Source organism: Algoriphagus sp. A40, from assembly GCF_002002735.1.
Classification (GTDB): domain Bacteria; phylum Bacteroidota; class Bacteroidia; order Cytophagales; family Cyclobacteriaceae; genus Algoriphagus.
Genome location: NZ_MUNY01000061.1, coordinates 129,785 through 146,869, shown reverse-complemented (window position 1 = coordinate 146,869; position 17,085 = coordinate 129,785). Strand labels below are relative to the sequence as shown.

General features: G+C 45.3%; 13 protein-coding genes. 12 read left to right on the top strand and 1 reads right to left on the bottom strand.

The window, feature by feature from the left end:
* The first annotated feature begins 131 nt into the window (after window positions 1-131).
* From B0E43_RS15965 to B0E43_RS15915, 11 genes are all read left to right on the top strand, one after another.
* The gene (locus tag B0E43_RS15965) at window positions 132-509 is read left to right on the top strand and encodes a hypothetical protein (RefSeq protein WP_077351532.1); all 378 of its coding nucleotides are present in this window, start codon (window positions 132-134) and stop codon (window positions 507-509) included.
* An 89-nt stretch (window positions 510-598) separates the two neighbouring features.
* Window positions 599-3,097, top strand: a complete 2,499-nt coding sequence (locus B0E43_RS15960) for a YbcC family protein (RefSeq protein WP_077351625.1) — start codon at window positions 599-601, stop codon at window positions 3,095-3,097.
* A complete protein-coding gene (locus B0E43_RS15955) occupies window positions 3,097-5,040 on the top strand; it encodes a proton-conducting transporter membrane subunit (RefSeq protein ID WP_077351529.1) in 1,944 nt (647 codons plus the stop codon). Before B0E43_RS15960 ends, B0E43_RS15955 begins: the two co-directional genes overlap by 1 nt.
* A 43-nt stretch (window positions 5,041-5,083) precedes the next feature.
* Window positions 5,084-6,679 carry a SulP family inorganic anion transporter gene (locus B0E43_RS15950; RefSeq protein ID WP_077351527.1) on the top strand — a complete coding sequence of 532 codons (1,596 nt, stop codon included), beginning with the start codon at window positions 5,084-5,086 and terminating at the stop codon, window positions 6,677-6,679.
* Between the two features lie 203 nt (window positions 6,680-6,882).
* A complete protein-coding gene (locus tag B0E43_RS15945) occupies window positions 6,883-8,229 on the top strand; it encodes a hypothetical protein (RefSeq protein WP_077351525.1) in 1,347 nt (448 codons plus the stop codon).
* Window positions 8,230-8,506: 277 nt separating this feature from the next.
* Window positions 8,507-8,959: a Rieske 2Fe-2S domain-containing protein gene (locus tag B0E43_RS15940; protein ID WP_254423444.1), complete on the top strand. Its 453-nt coding sequence runs from the start codon at window positions 8,507-8,509 to the stop codon at window positions 8,957-8,959.
* A 2-nt stretch (window positions 8,960-8,961) separates the two neighbouring features.
* A complete protein-coding gene (locus tag B0E43_RS15935; RefSeq protein ID WP_077351523.1) occupies window positions 8,962-9,921 on the top strand; it encodes a DUF5777 family beta-barrel protein in 960 nt (319 codons plus the stop codon).
* The gene (locus B0E43_RS15930) at window positions 9,918-10,466 is read left to right on the top strand and encodes a YceI family protein (protein ID WP_077351521.1); all 549 of its coding nucleotides are present in this window, start codon (window positions 9,918-9,920) and stop codon (window positions 10,464-10,466) included. The genes B0E43_RS15935 and B0E43_RS15930 overlap by 4 nt, the downstream gene beginning before the upstream one ends.
* 235 nt (window positions 10,467-10,701) lie before the next feature.
* A complete protein-coding gene (locus B0E43_RS15925) occupies window positions 10,702-11,034 on the top strand; it encodes an ion channel (protein ID WP_217349175.1) in 333 nt (110 codons plus the stop codon).
* Between the two features lie 3 nt (window positions 11,035-11,037).
* Window positions 11,038-12,135, top strand: a complete 1,098-nt coding sequence (locus B0E43_RS15920) for a VIT1/CCC1 transporter family protein (protein ID WP_077351517.1) — start codon at window positions 11,038-11,040, stop codon at window positions 12,133-12,135.
* A gap of 585 nt (window positions 12,136-12,720) precedes the next feature.
* On the top strand, window positions 12,721-13,875 hold the full coding sequence (locus B0E43_RS15915; protein ID WP_077351515.1) for a class I SAM-dependent methyltransferase: 1,155 nt from the start codon (window positions 12,721-12,723) through the stop codon (window positions 13,873-13,875).
* Between the two features lie 485 nt (window positions 13,876-14,360).
* Here B0E43_RS15915 and B0E43_RS15910 read toward each other — a convergent pair whose 3' ends face one another.
* Complete coding sequence (locus B0E43_RS15910) at window positions 14,361-15,572, bottom strand: serine hydrolase (protein ID WP_077351513.1); 1,212 nt, start codon at window positions 15,570-15,572, stop codon at window positions 14,361-14,363.
* 192 nt (window positions 15,573-15,764) lie between these two features.
* On the opposite strand from B0E43_RS15910, the gene B0E43_RS15905 reads away from it, so the two are divergent.
* Complete coding sequence (locus B0E43_RS15905; protein ID WP_077351511.1) at window positions 15,765-17,012, top strand: NAD(P)/FAD-dependent oxidoreductase; 1,248 nt, start codon at window positions 15,765-15,767, stop codon at window positions 17,010-17,012.
* Window positions 17,013-17,085 lie beyond the last annotated feature (73 nt).

Sequence of the window (17,085 nt, the reverse complement as noted above, 5' to 3'; positions counted from 1 at the left end):
AATCAGATAATTAGGAGACTGATTGAATTTTTTTAAATCAAATAAGGTTTTTGTTTTTGAATTCATAAAAATTCTAAATCATTATTGAGTATTGTAAAAAACCTGTAGATTTCGAAGTTTTACCAATACAAATGATTTCCACTCTCCAACTGATTACGCTCTTTTTACGACTTTCCCTGTCTTTTCAGGGACAGGTTGTCGAGTTTTCGGAATTGGGGATATCCCAGGAAAACATTCATTGCAAGGAACATTCTGCACCTCAAGAAATTATTTCCGAGAATTCAGAATGGATTTATGGAAATATCAGTTTAGCCCGCAAACTTGAAAAAGAGGAAAGGGTAGAGGTTGAAGGTGAAAGTTTTGCAGGGTTTTCTGACCTGTTTTCATTTAGCTTTCCCGAGCAAGTTTCCATTTTGGTCTCCAATCCCACATTTGGAAATAAAGCCCTTAGAGGAAGTCTTCCTCCACTTTACGATTTTTTCCATTCCTGGAAGATCCATCTGAGTTGATTTTTTGCCTTTAGGGCAATGATTTTCGGGCTTTCTGCCGGCTTTTGGCTTTCAGCCAATTTCAAATCATTCACTCAGAACTTATCAAAATGAAACATCAATCGAAGCGTCATGCTTTTGGTGTGGAAGAAATCTTGCATGAATTAAGGCATTTTCTTCCTGCACAGGCACCGCTCAAGGACTTTGTCCATCATAATACGCTGCATGCTTTTCAGCATTTGCCTTTTAATCAGGCACTGAAGCAGGCAAAAACCCAGGTTGGGTACAAAGGATATTTGCCTTTGGAATCCTACCGCAACTTCTACCGGGAAGGTAAAATCAAGGGTGTAATTCTCAAGAATGTACTGGAAGAGCACTTTGGAAAACAGGAGTCAAACCATTGGGTAGTCAAATTACTCGATCAAGAATATCAGGAGAATCAAAACCCAAAAGTTGGCTCCTTCAGGGCCCACTGGAAAAGTGATTATCACTTTAATATGGATAAGGTGGTACATCCTTTTCTGTTCAGGATCTTATCAGCCTACCTGGATCAGGGGATTTCTATCTGGTCTTTTCCCATCGAAACCACTGGCTTTCTCGAGGCGATCAAAAGCCTGCAGACTCAAAGTTATTCCTCAATTCTGAAGGGAAAACGAGCATTGGATCTGTTGTTTGATCCGGAATTATCCCTCGAAAAGCTGCTGGATATTCTGGTCGGGAATCCGGATAGTAATGGCTGGTATTTGTTTGATCAGCAATTTGCCCATCCAGGATGGTCAGGTATGGTTTCCGTGCTTGAATCTCAGCCTGAGTCGCTTTTGGATGCCAAAAAAATCTGCCTGGAGGAGGTCATCAAGTTTGAATGCCTTCTGGAAATCGATGCACTCGACCAAAAATTCGATGAAAATTGGAGCCCGATAGGACACCGATTCCCCTACAGGACAGCTGAGCTGTTTGAAAACAGCCCCTTTGAAGAACTGGATTTGGTCCTACAGTGCTGGCAACAAGCCTACGAGTGGAGCTATTACGATGAAGTTTTGGCCGGAATTTCAGCAGTTGAAGCGACGGCAAAGTCTCCTGAAGCACCGAGCTTCCAAGCTTTGTTTTGCATTGATGACCGGGAATGTTCCACTCGCAGACATTTGGAATACATCGATCCGGAATGCGCTACCTTCGGAACGCCGGGTTTCTTCAATGTGGAATTCTATTTCCAGCCTGAGTTCGGGAAGTTCCATACCAAATCGTGTCCTGCACCGGTCACTCCGAAATACCTCATTAAGGAGTCCGCTAACCATAAAAAACTGGCCAAGGACGCCCATTTTCACCAAAACAGCCATTCTCTGGTACGAGGCTGGGTCAGTGCCCAAACTTTGGGTTTCTGGTCTGGGTTCAAACTGGTGGGAAATATCCTAAAACCATCCAGTTCTGCTTTGGAAGTGTCTTCTTTCAAACACATGGATCCCAAAGGTACACTGACCATTGAATATCAGGGATTGGAGGAAAACGGACTCCAGGTCGGTTTTAAGGTGGAGGAAATGGCAGATCGGGTGGAAGGCTTACTTAGAAGCATCGGTTTGCTGGAAATGTTTTCTCCCCTGGTTTACCTGATCGGACATGGTGCATCGAGTATAAACAATACGCACTATGCAGGCTACGACTGCGGTGCCTGCTGCGGTCGACCGGGTTCTGTCAATGCACGTGTGGCCTCAGCGATGGCCAATCACCCCAAAGTCCGTCAGATTTTGAGCTTTCGTGGAATCGAGATTCCCGAATCCACTCAGTTCCTCGGGGGATTGCATGATACCACCAAGGATGAAATCGAGTATTTCGATGTGGCAATTCTTTCTCCGGAAAATTTGGCTCTTCATCAGGAAAATCAGGGCAAGTTTACCCAAGCCCTCGACTTCAATGCACTGGAGCGATCCAGAAGATTTGATACGCTTAAAAAGGACAAGCCTTTGAACGGAATTCATGAAGCAGTGAAAAAGAGAGCATTTTCTCTTTTTGAACCACGGCCTGAATACAATCACGCGACAAATGCACTTTGCATCATCTCCAGAAAATCCACCATCAAAGGTCTTTTCTTTGACCGTCGGGCTTTTTTGAATTCCTACGATTACAGAAAAGATCCGGAAGGAAAAGCCCTTGCAAAAATCCTAGGGGCAGCTGCTCCTGTTTGTGGGGGAATCAATCTGGAATATTATTTCTCCAGAATGGATCCTGACAAGCTTGGTGCAGGCACCAAATTGCCTCACAATGTGATGGGACTGATCGGTGTGGCCAACGGTGCAGACGGGGATTTGAGAACTGGTTTGCCTTACCAAATGGTCGAAATCCACGACCCAATCCGCCTGATGATGATCGTAGAGCAGGACCCGGAAGTGGTCATGAATGTGATCAAATCCAATCCTTCCACCTACGAATGGATCAAGAATTATTGGGTCCATTTTGTAGTGATCGAACCTTCAACCAAGGAATTTCTAAGGTTCAAGGACGAGGGCTTTGTACCATATCATCCAGTAGCTCACATCGAGCATCTGGACCATCTTCAGGATAAACTCCTGAGTACCAAAGAAAATCTTCCTGTTTACTTAATCGACTCACTCTGATGGACCTTTCACCTTGGATTCAACTGATGATTGGGATACCTCTTGTCGGTTTTGTTTTGAGCATTCTGGTGGCCGAAAATCAGGAAAAAACCCTGTCCAGAGTAGCCTTTTATACTGCAGGGCTGAATTTGTTAAGCGTTTTGGTATTTGTGGTTTTCTGGGCTTTCAATGGGTTTGAGGCAATTAATCTCAAGGAGATGGTTTTGTATAAAACTGACCATTTTGAGTTTTTGGTTGACTTCTTCTTTGATCGGGTTGGAGCAGTATATATGGTAATCGGAGCAATGTTGACCTTCCTGATTACATTTTACAGCAGGTATTACCTGCATCGGGAAAGCGGCTACAAGCGGTTTTTCAATACCGTTTTGTTCTTCTACCTGGGCTATAATGTCACCGTTCTGGCCGGAAATTTCGAAACTCTGTTTGTGGGTTGGGAAATTCTTGGATTGTCCTCCTTCCTTTTGGTGGCTTTCTACCGGGAGAATTACTTACCTACCCGAAATGCCGTCAAAGTGTTTTCGATCTATCGGATTGGAGATGTGGGTTTGATTTTGGCTATGTGGGCAAGCCATCACCTTTGGCATGAAAACATCACCTTTCTCAAGTTGAATAATGCCGAACTTGTTTCTGAACATTTGGCTGGCCATTCGGGAATCGGGATGTTTATTGCCTTGATGCTGCTGCTTGCCGCCGCCGCCAAATCCGCCCAATTCCCTTTCTCATCCTGGCTTCCCAGAGCAATGGAAGGGCCGACACCTTCCTCTGCCATTTTCTACGGCTCGCTTTCAGTACACTTAGGAGTGTTCTTATTGATGAGGACTTTTCCTTTTTGGGAAAATCAGATCACAGTTCGAATCCTTATCGGATTAATGGGCTTGGTTACTGCGATCGTCTCCACCATGATTGCTAGGGTTCAGACTTCGGTCAAAACCCAGATCGGATACGCCTCGCTGACTCAGATCGGGATCATGTTTATTGAAGTTGCCGCTGGTTTGGAAGCTCTGGCATTGATCCATTTTGCCGGAAATGCTTTTCTGAGAACCTACCAACTATTGGTTTCCCCTTCTGTAGTCAGCTACCTGATCCGGGAGCAGTTTTATGGGTTTGTTCCAAAATCCAAGATTCAAAAATCCGGACTAGTGAGCCGCCTGAGAATATCCTTCTACGTCTGGAGTCTGAAGGAGTGGAACCTGGACCGTTTTATCAACCAGTTTGTATTCAGACCGATGAAGGGGCTTGGTCACCGACTGGATTTTCTGAGCTACAAGTCAGTCCTGTTTTACTTCGTTCCCAGCTATCTGATCGGTCTTGGCTTATTGGTGATTGGTTACAAAATCCCGGTTCAGATTCACACTTGGTTGCCATTGCTATTCGCATTTATTGCGCTGCTGATGGTGTTGAAGGCCTTTACCGAGCGGAAATCTGCACGACTAGCCTGGACTTTGCTTCTGATGAACCATTTCTGGATGGTCTTGGCTATAGCCGAAAATGAAAATTTTTCCGGTGGAGAAATAGCCATGTACCTCAGCGGGGTGATTTTCTTCGGGATTTCCGGACTTCTGGTGATTTCCTGGATGAAGAATAACATCGGTCAATCGGGTCTCTACGGGTACCACGGCTACATCCGAAGGTTTCCTTTCCTTGGTTTTCTTTTTCTACTCAGTGTGTTGGGATTGATGGGTTTTCCACTTTCCCCAACATTCATCGGCGAAGATCTACTCTTCAGTCATATCCATGAAGATCAGTACCTGTTGGCCTTCTTTGCCGCACTGACTTTCGTTATGGAAGGAATTGCTGCAATTCGGATTTTCTCAAGGCTTTTCCTTGGAAGCAAGCCTCCAGAACCCGAATTGACTCTCGGGGATTCACTTTCCCCCAGTTTAAAACTAAACGGAAAAACATCCGAAGTTTTCAAAAACACAACTCTCAAAAATTCCATCTAGTCATTCACTCAGGAGGATAATTCCTCTGAAAAAATATTTCATCATGAAAAAAGAAACAAGACTTCAACCACCAAGCGACGGCTGGAAAGGCCTGATCGAAAATTTCGGTTCTGATGCCAGTGCCGGATTTGTGGTATTTCTCCTCGCCATGCCCTTGAGTTTGGGTATCGCCAAGGCATCCGATTTCCCGCCCATTATGGGTTTGGTGACTGCTATTATCGGCGGTATTCTGGTTAGTATTATATCAGGTTCCCGCCTGACCATCAAAGGCCCTGCTGCCGGTTTGATCGTAGTTGTTGCCGGTTCGGTGGCGGACTTTGGAGGAGGGGAGACCGGATGGAAACTCGCCCTTGGAGCCATGGTTGTGGCAGGTTTGGTCCAGATCCTGTTTGGTGTGTTCAAATTGGGCAAGTTGGCCGATATCTTTCCGCTGTCAGCGATCCACGGGATGCTGGCTGCCATCGGGATTATCATTATTGCCAAGCAGATTCCTGTTTTATTGGATGTAAATCCTGACTTGTACAAAGGGATGAGCATTGCGAAAATGATTACTTCCATTCCAATGTTCTTGGCCAATTTCGATCCTCGGGCTACCATGATCGGGGTTTATAGCTTGGCTATTATGCTGGGCTGGCCTTATTTGAAAGATTTCAAATTGGGTAAAATCCCTGCTCCATTGATGGTGTTGATCGTGGCAATTCCTTCAGAATTGGCTATGGATTTCCAGCACACCGAGCCTCCTTATGCCTTGCTTCACATCGGAAATTTGGTGGATAATGTGAAGTACAATGCTGATTTCTCCGGGATTTCTCAGGCTGGCATATTCATCAAATATGTCATCATGTTTGCTTTGGTGGGAACTTTGGAATCACTTCTGACTGTCAAAGCGATAGATCTTTCTGATCCTTTCAAGCGGAAATCCAACAACGATAAAGATCTGATCGCCGTGGGTGTGGGCAATACCGTAAGTGCTTTGCTCGGTGGATTGCCGATGATTTCGGAAGTGGCCCGTAGCTCTGCGAATGTGAACAATGGTGCCAAAACCCGCTGGGCAAATTTCTTCCACGGGTTCTTTATTCTTGCTTTCGTTTTGGTAGCTACACCGGTGATCGAGCTGATTCCCAATGCTGCACTTGCGGCTATGTTGATCACTGTCGGTATCAAATTGGCCCATCCAAAAGAGTTTGTAAATACGTTCCGAATCGGAAAAGAGCAGTTGGCAATCTTCCTGGTGACTATCGCTTTCACGATTTTCGAAGACTTGTTGATTGGTATCGCTGCGGGTATTGTCCTGAAAATGATCCTTCACGTGATTCACGGTACTCCGATCAGCTCCTTCTTCAAAGCTCCGACTGTGGTGTCTTTTGACAAAAATGAGTACCTGGTGGAAATCGACAAAGCTGCTATTTTCTCTAATTTCCTTGGAATCAAAACTAAACTGGAGGAAATCCCGGCCGGATTCAATGTGACTATCGACCTGAAAAACACCAAGTTGGTCGATCACTCGGTGATGGAAAACCTGCACCATTTCCAGCATGACTATGAGGAGCGTGGCGGGCATGTCAAGATCATCGGTTTGGAAAATCACAAGCCGGTATCCGATCATAAGTTGGCTGCCCGAAAACTGATTACTAATTGATCTTTTGCAAAGATTGAATTCGGTATAGGCCAAATTTCAAAATCAACATCTCGGTGATTTAAACACCTGCCTCAAAAGAGGCTGGGAGATTTGATGCATCCTATTCAATCAAAAAATTAAACCTCAAACCTGGTTTAACCGGATTTCGGGCACCATTCAATTGGTGCCCCGGAGTCTCATTTTCAACCAAAAAGCATTTAAACGTGAAAAAATATAGCCATATGCTTCTGTTGGCTGGGATACTTATGATGGCAATTATTACTTCTGCCAAAGCCCAGACTGATAAAGAAGTCAAACTATTTCTGAATCAAGAGCAGACCCACTGGGTCAAAGGAACCGGACTCGGTCAAATCTGGGTCCGGTACACGGACCTGAACCCTGGATCTACGGTTTTTGGTACTCCCAAAGATCAGACCTTTGATGTGGGACTCAGACGGGTCCGCTATCAGGTGATGGGACAGATTACCGATCAGGTTTTTGTCTACACCCAGTTTGGGATAAACAGTTTTGGGTCACTTTCCGGTAGAAAGCCCGGTCTTTTCCTCCATGACGTGACTGCAGAATATGCCGTGATCAAATCCAAACTGAGTCTGGGAGCCGGACTCCACGGTTGGAATGGAACCGTGCGCTATTCCTCCTCTTCGGTAGGCTCAATCCTGGGATTGGATTTGCCTTACATCGAAGAAGCGACCAATGACGTCACTGATCAGTTTGTGAGGAAGCTCGGTGTCTATGCAAAAGGTCAATTGGGGAAATTGGATTATCGTATTTCAGTATCCAATCCCTTCCCGGTTCAGACTGCTTTAAGCCCGATTCCTGTCTTGCCGAACAATGTTTCCAACATTGCTTACTACAGTGCGGCCGCCCCGGCAATCAATTATCAGGGGTATTTCTTCTGGCAGTTTCTGGACAAAGAAGCCAATCAGATTCCCTATATGACCGGTACCTATTTGGGTAAAAAGAGGGTCTTTAATATTGGTGGGGGTTTTTCGACCCAGGATCATGCCATGGAATACCGCGAAATTGACGCCGGACAGGTAATTCAGCAAGGCAGTAAACAAGTCGGCTTGGATGTCTTTTATGACGCACCTATAAATGTGGAAAAAGGAACCGCGTTGACAGCCTATGCGGCATTGATTGATTACGATTTCGGTCCAAACTACCTGCGAAGTGCCGGGGCAATGAATCCCGCAAATGGAGTAAATGATCAGGGATCTTTCAATGGTCCCGGAAACAATATCCCGCTAATCGGCACCGGGCAGGTTTACTATGCACAGGTAGGCTATTTGATGAAAAAGGACCTGCTGGGCAAACTGGGCACACTTCAGCCCTATGCCCAATTTATCGTTTCGGATTACCAGCGAGTGGAAACAGCGATCACTACCTATGATGTAGGCGTCAACTGGCTTCAGGCAGGGCATCGGTCCAAGCTTTCGTTGGATTACCAAAGCAGGCCGATCTTAGCAAAAGGGGAGACTGAAAAACTGGTTAAAAATGAATCAGATCCCCGCAAAGGCATGCTCGTGCTGCAATACCAATTTTCATTTTAAGTAAGGTTATGTTGATAAGTTGACCAATAGCCCCGGAGGATTCCTCTGGGGTTATTTTTCAAAACCCCAGTTTAGAATTCGCTGAAGGAAGCGTACTTGAATTTTTATAAAAACTGTCAACAATTTCAGTTTTGCAGGTGACAAAAGTTCTGATTACTGATACTAAAAGAAAGGCTCCCCTTATGTCGTTTTTCTTTTAAGCCAATCTTAAGATTTAGCTAAGGAAACCTGAAGGAGGGCACCGCTAAATTTACTTAACATCCTAAAAGTCAAAACCATGAATGAGAAAATTAACCGGATGGAGTTTCTTAAATCCCTGGGATTGAAAGGAGCTTCTTTGTTTGCAGTTTATTGTGCTGCCTCGGGTTTGAGCAGTTGTGTCAACGAAAGCATGGACCCGACTTTGCCTCCGGGTACAGGAGGAAACACCAATGAATTGGTTCTTGATCTCACCAATCCAACCTATTCCAAATTGAACACAGTTGGCAATTATGTCATCGTGAACAGTATCGTTATCGCAAGGGTATCTGAAACAGCCTTTGCCGCGGTCACACAGGTATGTTCTCACGAAGGGAAAAAGAAGGTCAATTTCCGAAATGGGGAATTCTATTGCCCTGAACATGGGGCAAGGTTTGGTACTGGAGGAAATGGACTGAATTCGGAGGGGAAAAAAGGACTGAAAACCTATCAAACAGAATTTAGCGGAACAAGCCTTAAGGTTTTCTTATAAAGATGAACCGAAACTTAATAAAGAAGCTGTTGCCACTCGTTTTGGCAGGATGTATTGGATTGAGTTGGATGCCGGAGGCCAAAGCCCAGGATGATTTGCTGAAGATGTTGGATGAGGAGCAATCCAAGGATCCTGTCTATACCCTGGCAACCTTCAAAGGCTCCCGGATGATCAATGGACAGACCATTGAGACTGTCTCCAAAAACCATCTCAACTTCTGGATTTCCCACAGATTCGGGGCTGTCAACAGCGGGTTCATCGCCAATTTCTTTGGCTTGGATGAAGCAAAAATCCGATTGGGATTGGAGTATGGACTGACTGATAATTGGTTGGTAGGAGCGGGGAGGAGTTCTTTGGAAAAGACCTACGACCTTTATACCAAATACAAGGTACTGAGGCAATCCAATAAATTTCCGGTCACTGTCACCGGCTTGGCAGGCTGGGCAATCAACACCATGGAAACTGGCTACGTGATGGAATCAGGGGCAGAAATGCGCTTTGACAACAACATGGAGCGTTATTCCTATTGGGGACAGGCCCTGATCGCGAGGAAATTCAACGAGAAACTTTCCCTTCAGGTGATGCCGACTTTCCTTCATTACAATAAGGTCGAGGATCCCTCTATTTCCAATGACCTTTGGGCATTGGGCTTTGGCGGAAGGTATAAGTTGACAAAGAGGTTTACGCTTTCAGGAGAATATTACCATGCCTTTTCCGATCCAGGATCCTATGAGGCAAGTACCGGAAAAGCTTATCCCTATCATGATGCCATTTCGATCGGAGTGGATATCGAAACCGGCGGGCACGTCTTCCAACTACACTTTACCAATTCCAGAGGCATGATCGAAAAGCATTTCATCGGACAGACGGTGGGTTCTTGGGAGGACGGAGACATCTATTACGGATTCAACATTGCACGGACATTCAGCTTTGACAAAGGCGCCAAACACAAAGACAAATGAGAACTTATTTAAAAGTAATCGCATTGATTTTCCTGCTCCAGGTCGGCCATGCCCAAGGGCAAACCCTGTATGGAACGTCAACGGGAGAGGTTTCCTTTTACTCCGATACCCCACTTGAGACCATTGAGGCGGTAAACAAAAAGACAGGAAGTATCATCAATTCCACTTCCAGGGAACTGGCAGTACAGATGAAAATCACGGATTTCGCCTTTCCCAATAAACTGATGCAGGAGCATTTCAATGAGAATTACCTGGAAAGCGAAAAGTACCCTACGGCCACCTTTAAAGGAAAAATCAAAGAGCAGGTGGATTTGACGGTATCAGGTTCTTACCCTGTAAATGCCGAAGGAAGCTTAACGATTCACGGGGTAACCAAGCCCGTAACTGTACATGGAACAATAGTGTCTAATGGAAGCGAGCTAAAGTTAGACTTCAAATTTCAGGTGAGGACAGAGGACTATCAGATTGAAGTTCCCTCTCTGGTAATAACCAAAATAGCAGAAACAATCGATGTAACTGGCAAAATGACTTTGGCAAAAAAGTAAGCATAGGATTGGTTTAGGTTGAAAAAGGAAGGTCTGTGACTTTCCTTTTTCTTTTCCAGATGGCCTTTCATACCCATATTCAGAAACAATAGGCATTCTCCAAACAGTCTTAGTAGGTCAGCCATCCCATAAGCTAATGGAATAAAGGTTAACTTAGGAATAGGTTTTTTTGATCGGACATATGACCAAACCCAATAATTCTTCTAAAAGGATTTTAGAAAATAAGAAGCAAAAAGTGCTCTCTTTCCCATCTTTCTTAATCCGTGTAAGCCGCTTTGCTTTATTTGCTTTTTCCCTGGTGGTGGTTTCAGTCAGTATTGGGACATTTGGTTATCGATTTTTGGCAGATCTTTCCTGGGTGGACAGCTTTTACATGGCCTGTATGATTCTGACCGGCATGGGACCCATCACAGAGATGAAAACCGATGTAGGTAAGTTGTTTTCTTCCTTTTATGCCTTGTACAGTGGAGTTGCCTTTTTGAGTATTACGGCAGTTTTTTTTGCTCCCATTATCCACCGACTTCTACATATCCTACACGTGGAAGACTCCAATCCTGAAAACTTCTAATCCATGAACCTGAAAAACATCCAAACCGAAATTGATGCCGGCTACCTCTATCAGCTTTTGGCAGATCACGAAGAGGACGAAAACGTGGCCGTGGTTTTCCGTCAAATGAGTGAGATCGAGCATACCCATGCGGTGGCTTTTGCCAAGAAATTCAATTTGGATCCAGCGCAACTTCCCAAGCCTTCGGGGAGAGCGAAAACGTTGGCTTTCATCGGTAAGATCTTCGGCTATGACTATGTGCTTGGAGTTTTGTTGGATACCGAGAAGAGCATCTCTACGGCCATCGCCGGAGCCAGACAAAAATCCAAAACCACCTCCTCCATCTCTGATACCGCCCACGTCACGATCCTCAAAAATATCCTGAACAGCTCCAAAACAGTTTCTGGATCCAATCTGGCCCGATTTGAAAAGCGACACCGATCCGTTGGAGGCAATGCCCTTCGAGCGGCGGTCTTGGGCGGTAATGACGGCCTGGTCTCCAACTTCAGTTTGGTAATGGGTATCGCCGGAGCCACGAGCGGTCAGGATACCGTGCTGTTGACTGGACTCGCAGGCCTTTTGGCAGGTGCATTATCCATGGCTCTGGGCGAATGGATCTCGGTGAAGAGTTCACAGGAACTTTTTGAAAATCAAATGAACCTGGAAATGGAGGAATTGGAGGCCAATCCGGAGGGGGAGGAGCAGGAATTGGCGTTGATCTATCTTTCCAAGGGTGTGCCTGAAGTGCAAGCGCTTCAAATGGCGAAGAAAGTCATTGGCGATACCGATCATGCCCATGAGGTGTTGGTGAAGGAGGAACTTGGGATCAATACCCAGGATCTACAAGGATCAGCAATGGAAGCGGCCATCACCTCTTTTATTTTATTTGGAGTGGGAGCGATTATTCCGGTGATCCCGTTTATGTTTCTGGGAGGACTCAAAGCCGTTTTGGTCAGTGCCTTGTTCAGTGCGATCGGCCTTTTTGGGATTGGTTCAGCCATTACGCTATTTACCGGAAAGTCCATTTGGTTCTCCGGATTCCGTCAGGTGCTGTTTGGCTTGGCTGCCGCGGCGATCACGTTTGGAATAGGCAAGTGGATTGGCGTATCAATGGCAGGTTAGGTGATCGATTGATCCGCCACCTCGGCGTAGTCTACTACTTTTCCCAGCTGGGAGTAGAATGTTTGCCTAATCGTAGTCCACGATGGCCATCGGGAGCATCTACGCTTTTTTATCTTTTAGAATTTGTAATTCCATTACCCTAAAGCTGTCTGAATGATTGGGCTAAAGCCCAGAATGGCCTGTGATAATTTTCTATCCCCCAGCTGAAGCTGGGGGCAATTCATAGACTGGTTTCCAGCTTATTGAATTGGAATGTGGCATTCCCCCATTCCAAAAATGGTTCACAAATATCATTGGGCTTTAGCACAAGATGGGGAAATGGATTGGGCTAAAGCCCAGATGCCTATTGCATGATTTCTACCCCCCAGCAACGATAGCTATCGGGGCAGGAGGCAATTCATGGATGGGTATTTATCGGCTATGAATTGGAATGGTGCTTTAGCCCATTCCTAAAGGAGATTACCTATCACCTCGGGCTTTAGCCCAAGATTGGGAAATGGGTTGGGCTATATCCCTTTTGTAAAGAATCCAAAAATCCATAAATTATTGACGCTGTTCTTTATCCAAACCAATTTCTAGATTTTTATGCCGAAAAGGTTTTCCCGTCTTGCTGATCTTTTACAAAAACAACTGGAAGTCATTCCTGCCTCAAATTTCCAAATTTCATTTTCCCTGATTAGCCCTGATGGGGAAGAACGGGTTTTTGGTTCACCTCCGCTGGGATTTTCCCTAATTCTGAAAAACGACCAGGCAATCGCTGCACTGAGTACGATGGATCAGGAAAATATCGCCAGGGCTTATTTGATGGATGACCTTGAAGTAAAGGGCGAATTGATGGAAGCCCTTTCCCTGCGGGATCTTTTTTCCGACTCCAAGGGCTTCAATTTTGTTTGGAGATTGATTCAGCCCCTTCTTTTTGGTCAGGTCAAAAGTGACAAAAAGTGGATCGCCCAACACTACGATCTGGATGAGAATTTCTTCCGGCTTTTTTTGGACCGAAGACACCGTGCCTACTCTCAGGCGGTATTTTCATCCGATGAGGAAACTCTGGAAGATGCCGAATCAAGAAAATTCCAATTCGCCCTTGATGCTGTACATGCGAAGCCCGGAGACAAAATCCTGGAAATAGGAGGGGGCTGGGGTTCTTTCGTGGAATATGCCGGGCAAAGGGGAATTCACGTGACTTCCTTGACGATTTCTGAGCGATCTCAGGCTTTTGTCCAGAAAATTATAGACGATCAAAACCTTCCCTGCAAAATTTTGCTGGAGCACTTTCTTCACCATAATCCCGGAATCCAATACGATGCGATTGTCAACTGTGGGGTGACTGAGCATTTGCCGGATTACAAGTCTTCACTCCAGCAATACCAAAAACTGCTCAAGCCAGGCGGGCACCTCTACCTGGATGCCAGTGCCGATAGGGTACGAAATTCTCACGGGACTTTCATGAACAAGTATGTCTTTGAAGGAAACGGCCACCTGATGGTGTTGCATGACTACCTGGCCGAAGTGGCCAAAACGCCGTTTTTGCTTCGGGGAGTTTGGGATGATACCCATAATTATTACCTGACTTGCCGGGAATGGGCAAAGCGCCTGGATTCCAATCGGTCAATCATCGAAGAAAAGTGGGGGAAAGCCTTACACCGAACTTTTCAACTATACCTCTGGGGCAGTGCCCATGGATTTTTGCAGGGTGCCATCCAAGCCTATCGAGTGGTGCTGCAGCGGCCGAATCTGTAAGGGGATTTTCCTGGGGAGGCAAATTCGAGTAGTGGATAGTAGGTCAATGTTTGGAAATCTTAGATCCGAAGGATCAAAACAATTCATAACCCCCGGTGTAGCCGGGGGTAAAATCACAACAATAAAAAAGAAGCCCTGAAGGGGCGATAGATTGAAGTTTCACCCTTTCAGGGCTCAAAGGAAGAGGATTCAATGGCTACCCTGCACTTCGTACAGGGTCATGAATAGTTTGGCTCCTTCGGAGCTACCTAAGAAGTCGATTTGATTTTTTTAGAATTTTCGACTTTCCAAATCTTACTATTCTTTCATCTTCCTGGGGGTGCCAAAGCGGATATTCATTTTAATAAATTAAGGCCTAGGACCAGCCTCCCTGTTTGCAAAAAACCAATTAATCAAAGTTGCGAGTTGCTAAATGTCCTTAATTCCCTTAATGGTTCAATTTCAGCCAAATGATGGATAAAAAGGTGATTTTAAAAGCGAATTCCCTAATCCAAACTTTGGAGCACCAATCGGACCAATTCGGCTTTGTCTGCATTTGGAATCCATCGGGCCACGATGACCAAATCGTTTTCCTGATCCACATAGACCATATTTGTTCCGGCACCGATATGCAGAAAAGCAGTTTTTGGAGCAGCAGGAACTTCTTTTTGATCGTTGTTTAGGAAATAGTTCATAAATCCGTAGCCGGGTTGGGCGGGTGTTGGAGTGCGTGACTTGTCGATCCAGGAGCTTGGAATTAGCTGTTTCCCATTCCAATTGCCATTTCGCAAAGTCAAATAACCAAACCTGGCTTGATCCCATGCCGAAAGCATCATTCCGCCTCCCCAATGTGAGCCTCCGCTGATGGATTGCATGATTTGTCCGTCCAAGATCACAAAGGAATTCTCATAGCCAGTCCATCGCCAAGTGTCAGATGCTCCGATCGGGTCCATTATTTTTTCTTTCAAAACTACCGGAAGTGGTTTTCTCCAAACATTCAAAAGGGCCAGCGCTAGGACATTTACACGCGTGTCGTTGTATTCATAAACTGCACCGGGGGCATTTCTGGGGCGAGTTCTCCATTCCTTGGCTTCCCCGCTTGGTCGGTCCGCCCAGTCCGGTTTGCCCCAAAGGCTACCTTCCCAATCCGAGGTTTGCCGGAGCAGGTCATCCCAGCGGATTTTCCGGTTGTGCTCTGTCGAGAAAAGCTCAAAAACATCGTCTTCGAACAGGTGATCTGCCTTGTTCATCCCAGCCCGAATCGGATCATAAGGATAAATCGGCGCCATGTACGGGTAGACCAGGTCCTTTTCATCCCTGATCAAACCCTCTACGACTGCCAATCCCGCAGTGGTCGAAAGAAAGCTTTTGGCCACACTGAAAGTCAAATCCACACGCTCAGGTTCTCCCCAAGTTCCCACGACATAGCCTTTGTAAATTATCAATCCGGAGGCTGGGCCTCGGGTTTTCATCGGTCCAACTGGATAGCCAAAAGGCTCTCTGCCGAAAGCACTTTCGTAATGCGCGATTTTCAGGTTTGGGTTTTCCTTGCTCTCGTGGGATTTGGCAAATTCGATGGCCTCTGAGATTTTAGCTTCGTTTAATCCCAGCTCGTTGGGCTTTCTGGATGCCCAATTGTTTTTCTCCGGAAAATAAGTCTGGGCTGGAAGTGAAATAACCGAAAAACTTAAATACAGAAGGATTAGTACCTTTTTCATAGATCAGGTGGTTTGATGCGATTTTAGGCATTTTGGGCGGTTGATTTTTTCCGTTTGTCAAACTTTAAACAGCCCTTCAAAACTTATGAACACATTTGAATATCGATAGTTGTTTAAATTAAATTGACTTTGCCGAACCAGCTTAAATTGTACAAGTTTTAGGAGGTTTGTTTTTGCAGAGTTGGAAGAATTATGAAAGAAGAAAAAATCTACATTGTCGGGGCCGGGTTAGCCGGATTGATTGCTGCCCTGGAGCTGGAAAAAGCCGGATTTTCACCGATTATTCTGGAAGCTTCCGATGGAATAGGTGGCAGAATGAAAACCGATGAAATTGACGGGTTTTTACTTGACCATGGATTTCAGGTGTTGAATACCGCCTATCCAGAGGCGAAAAAGTACCTGGATTTTCAGGCTTTGCATTTAAAAACCTTTGACCCAGGAGCTGTGATTTTCGAGGGAAAGGACTTTTATACCATCACCGACCCGATGAGAAATCCTCTCAAAATTGTCGGAATGGCTTTTTCCAAAGTCGGAACCTTTCTGGATAAGGTGAAGATGTTTAGCCTGACCCAAGATTTGAAAAAGAAATCCATTGAGGAAATATTCAACGAACCGGCAATTCCCACGCATCAGTATTTGAAAAATTATGGCTTCTCTGAGTTGATTATCACCAATTTTTTCAAACCTTTTTTCAGGGGGATTTTCCTTGAAAAGCACCTGAATACCTCCTCCCGAATGTTTGAGTTTGTGTTCAAAATGTTTTCCCTGGGCCATGCAGCTGTGCCTGAAAAGGGCATGGGCGAAATTCCGGCCATGATCCGCCGACAGCTAAGTACAACTCAGATCTATTTCAAAACTCCTGTAAAGCAAATTGAAGGAAAGACAATTCATCTGGAAAATGGAGAGACTTTGGAAGCTGATCGAATTATTATTGCAGTTCAACCAGACAAGGTGATGAAGCAACTTCAGGGACAGTTTGCACCTGCTCATCAGGTGACGAACCTGTATTTTTCCCTTCAGCGATCCTTCATGGCCAAACCCATGATCGGACTGGTGCCTGGCGATCATTTGGTGAATAATATTGTCTTCATGGATGACGTGTCCAAAGCCTATTCAAGCAATGGGAGGGCACTTTTATCAGTTTCTGTTTTGGAATCTGAACTGAGTGAAAATGAACTCATAAAAGCTGTTCAGGCGGAATTGGAGTCGATTTCCGGAGTAAAGTCGGAATATTTCAAGTTTGTCAAATCCTATCAAATTCCCTACGCCTTACCCAACTTGGATGATCTGAAATACAGCATTCCGATCACAGAATGTAAAGTTACAGATCATGTGTACTTGGCAGGAGATTATCTGCTTAATGGCTCAATCAATGCTGCGATGACCTCAGGCAGGATTGCTGCCGAGGCAGTGGTGCATAGTTATATGCAGACGCATTGATTGATTCACCACAGAGTTCACAGAGGAAAAATGAGAGGGCGCAAAGGATTTTTACCCGATGGCGGTATACGCA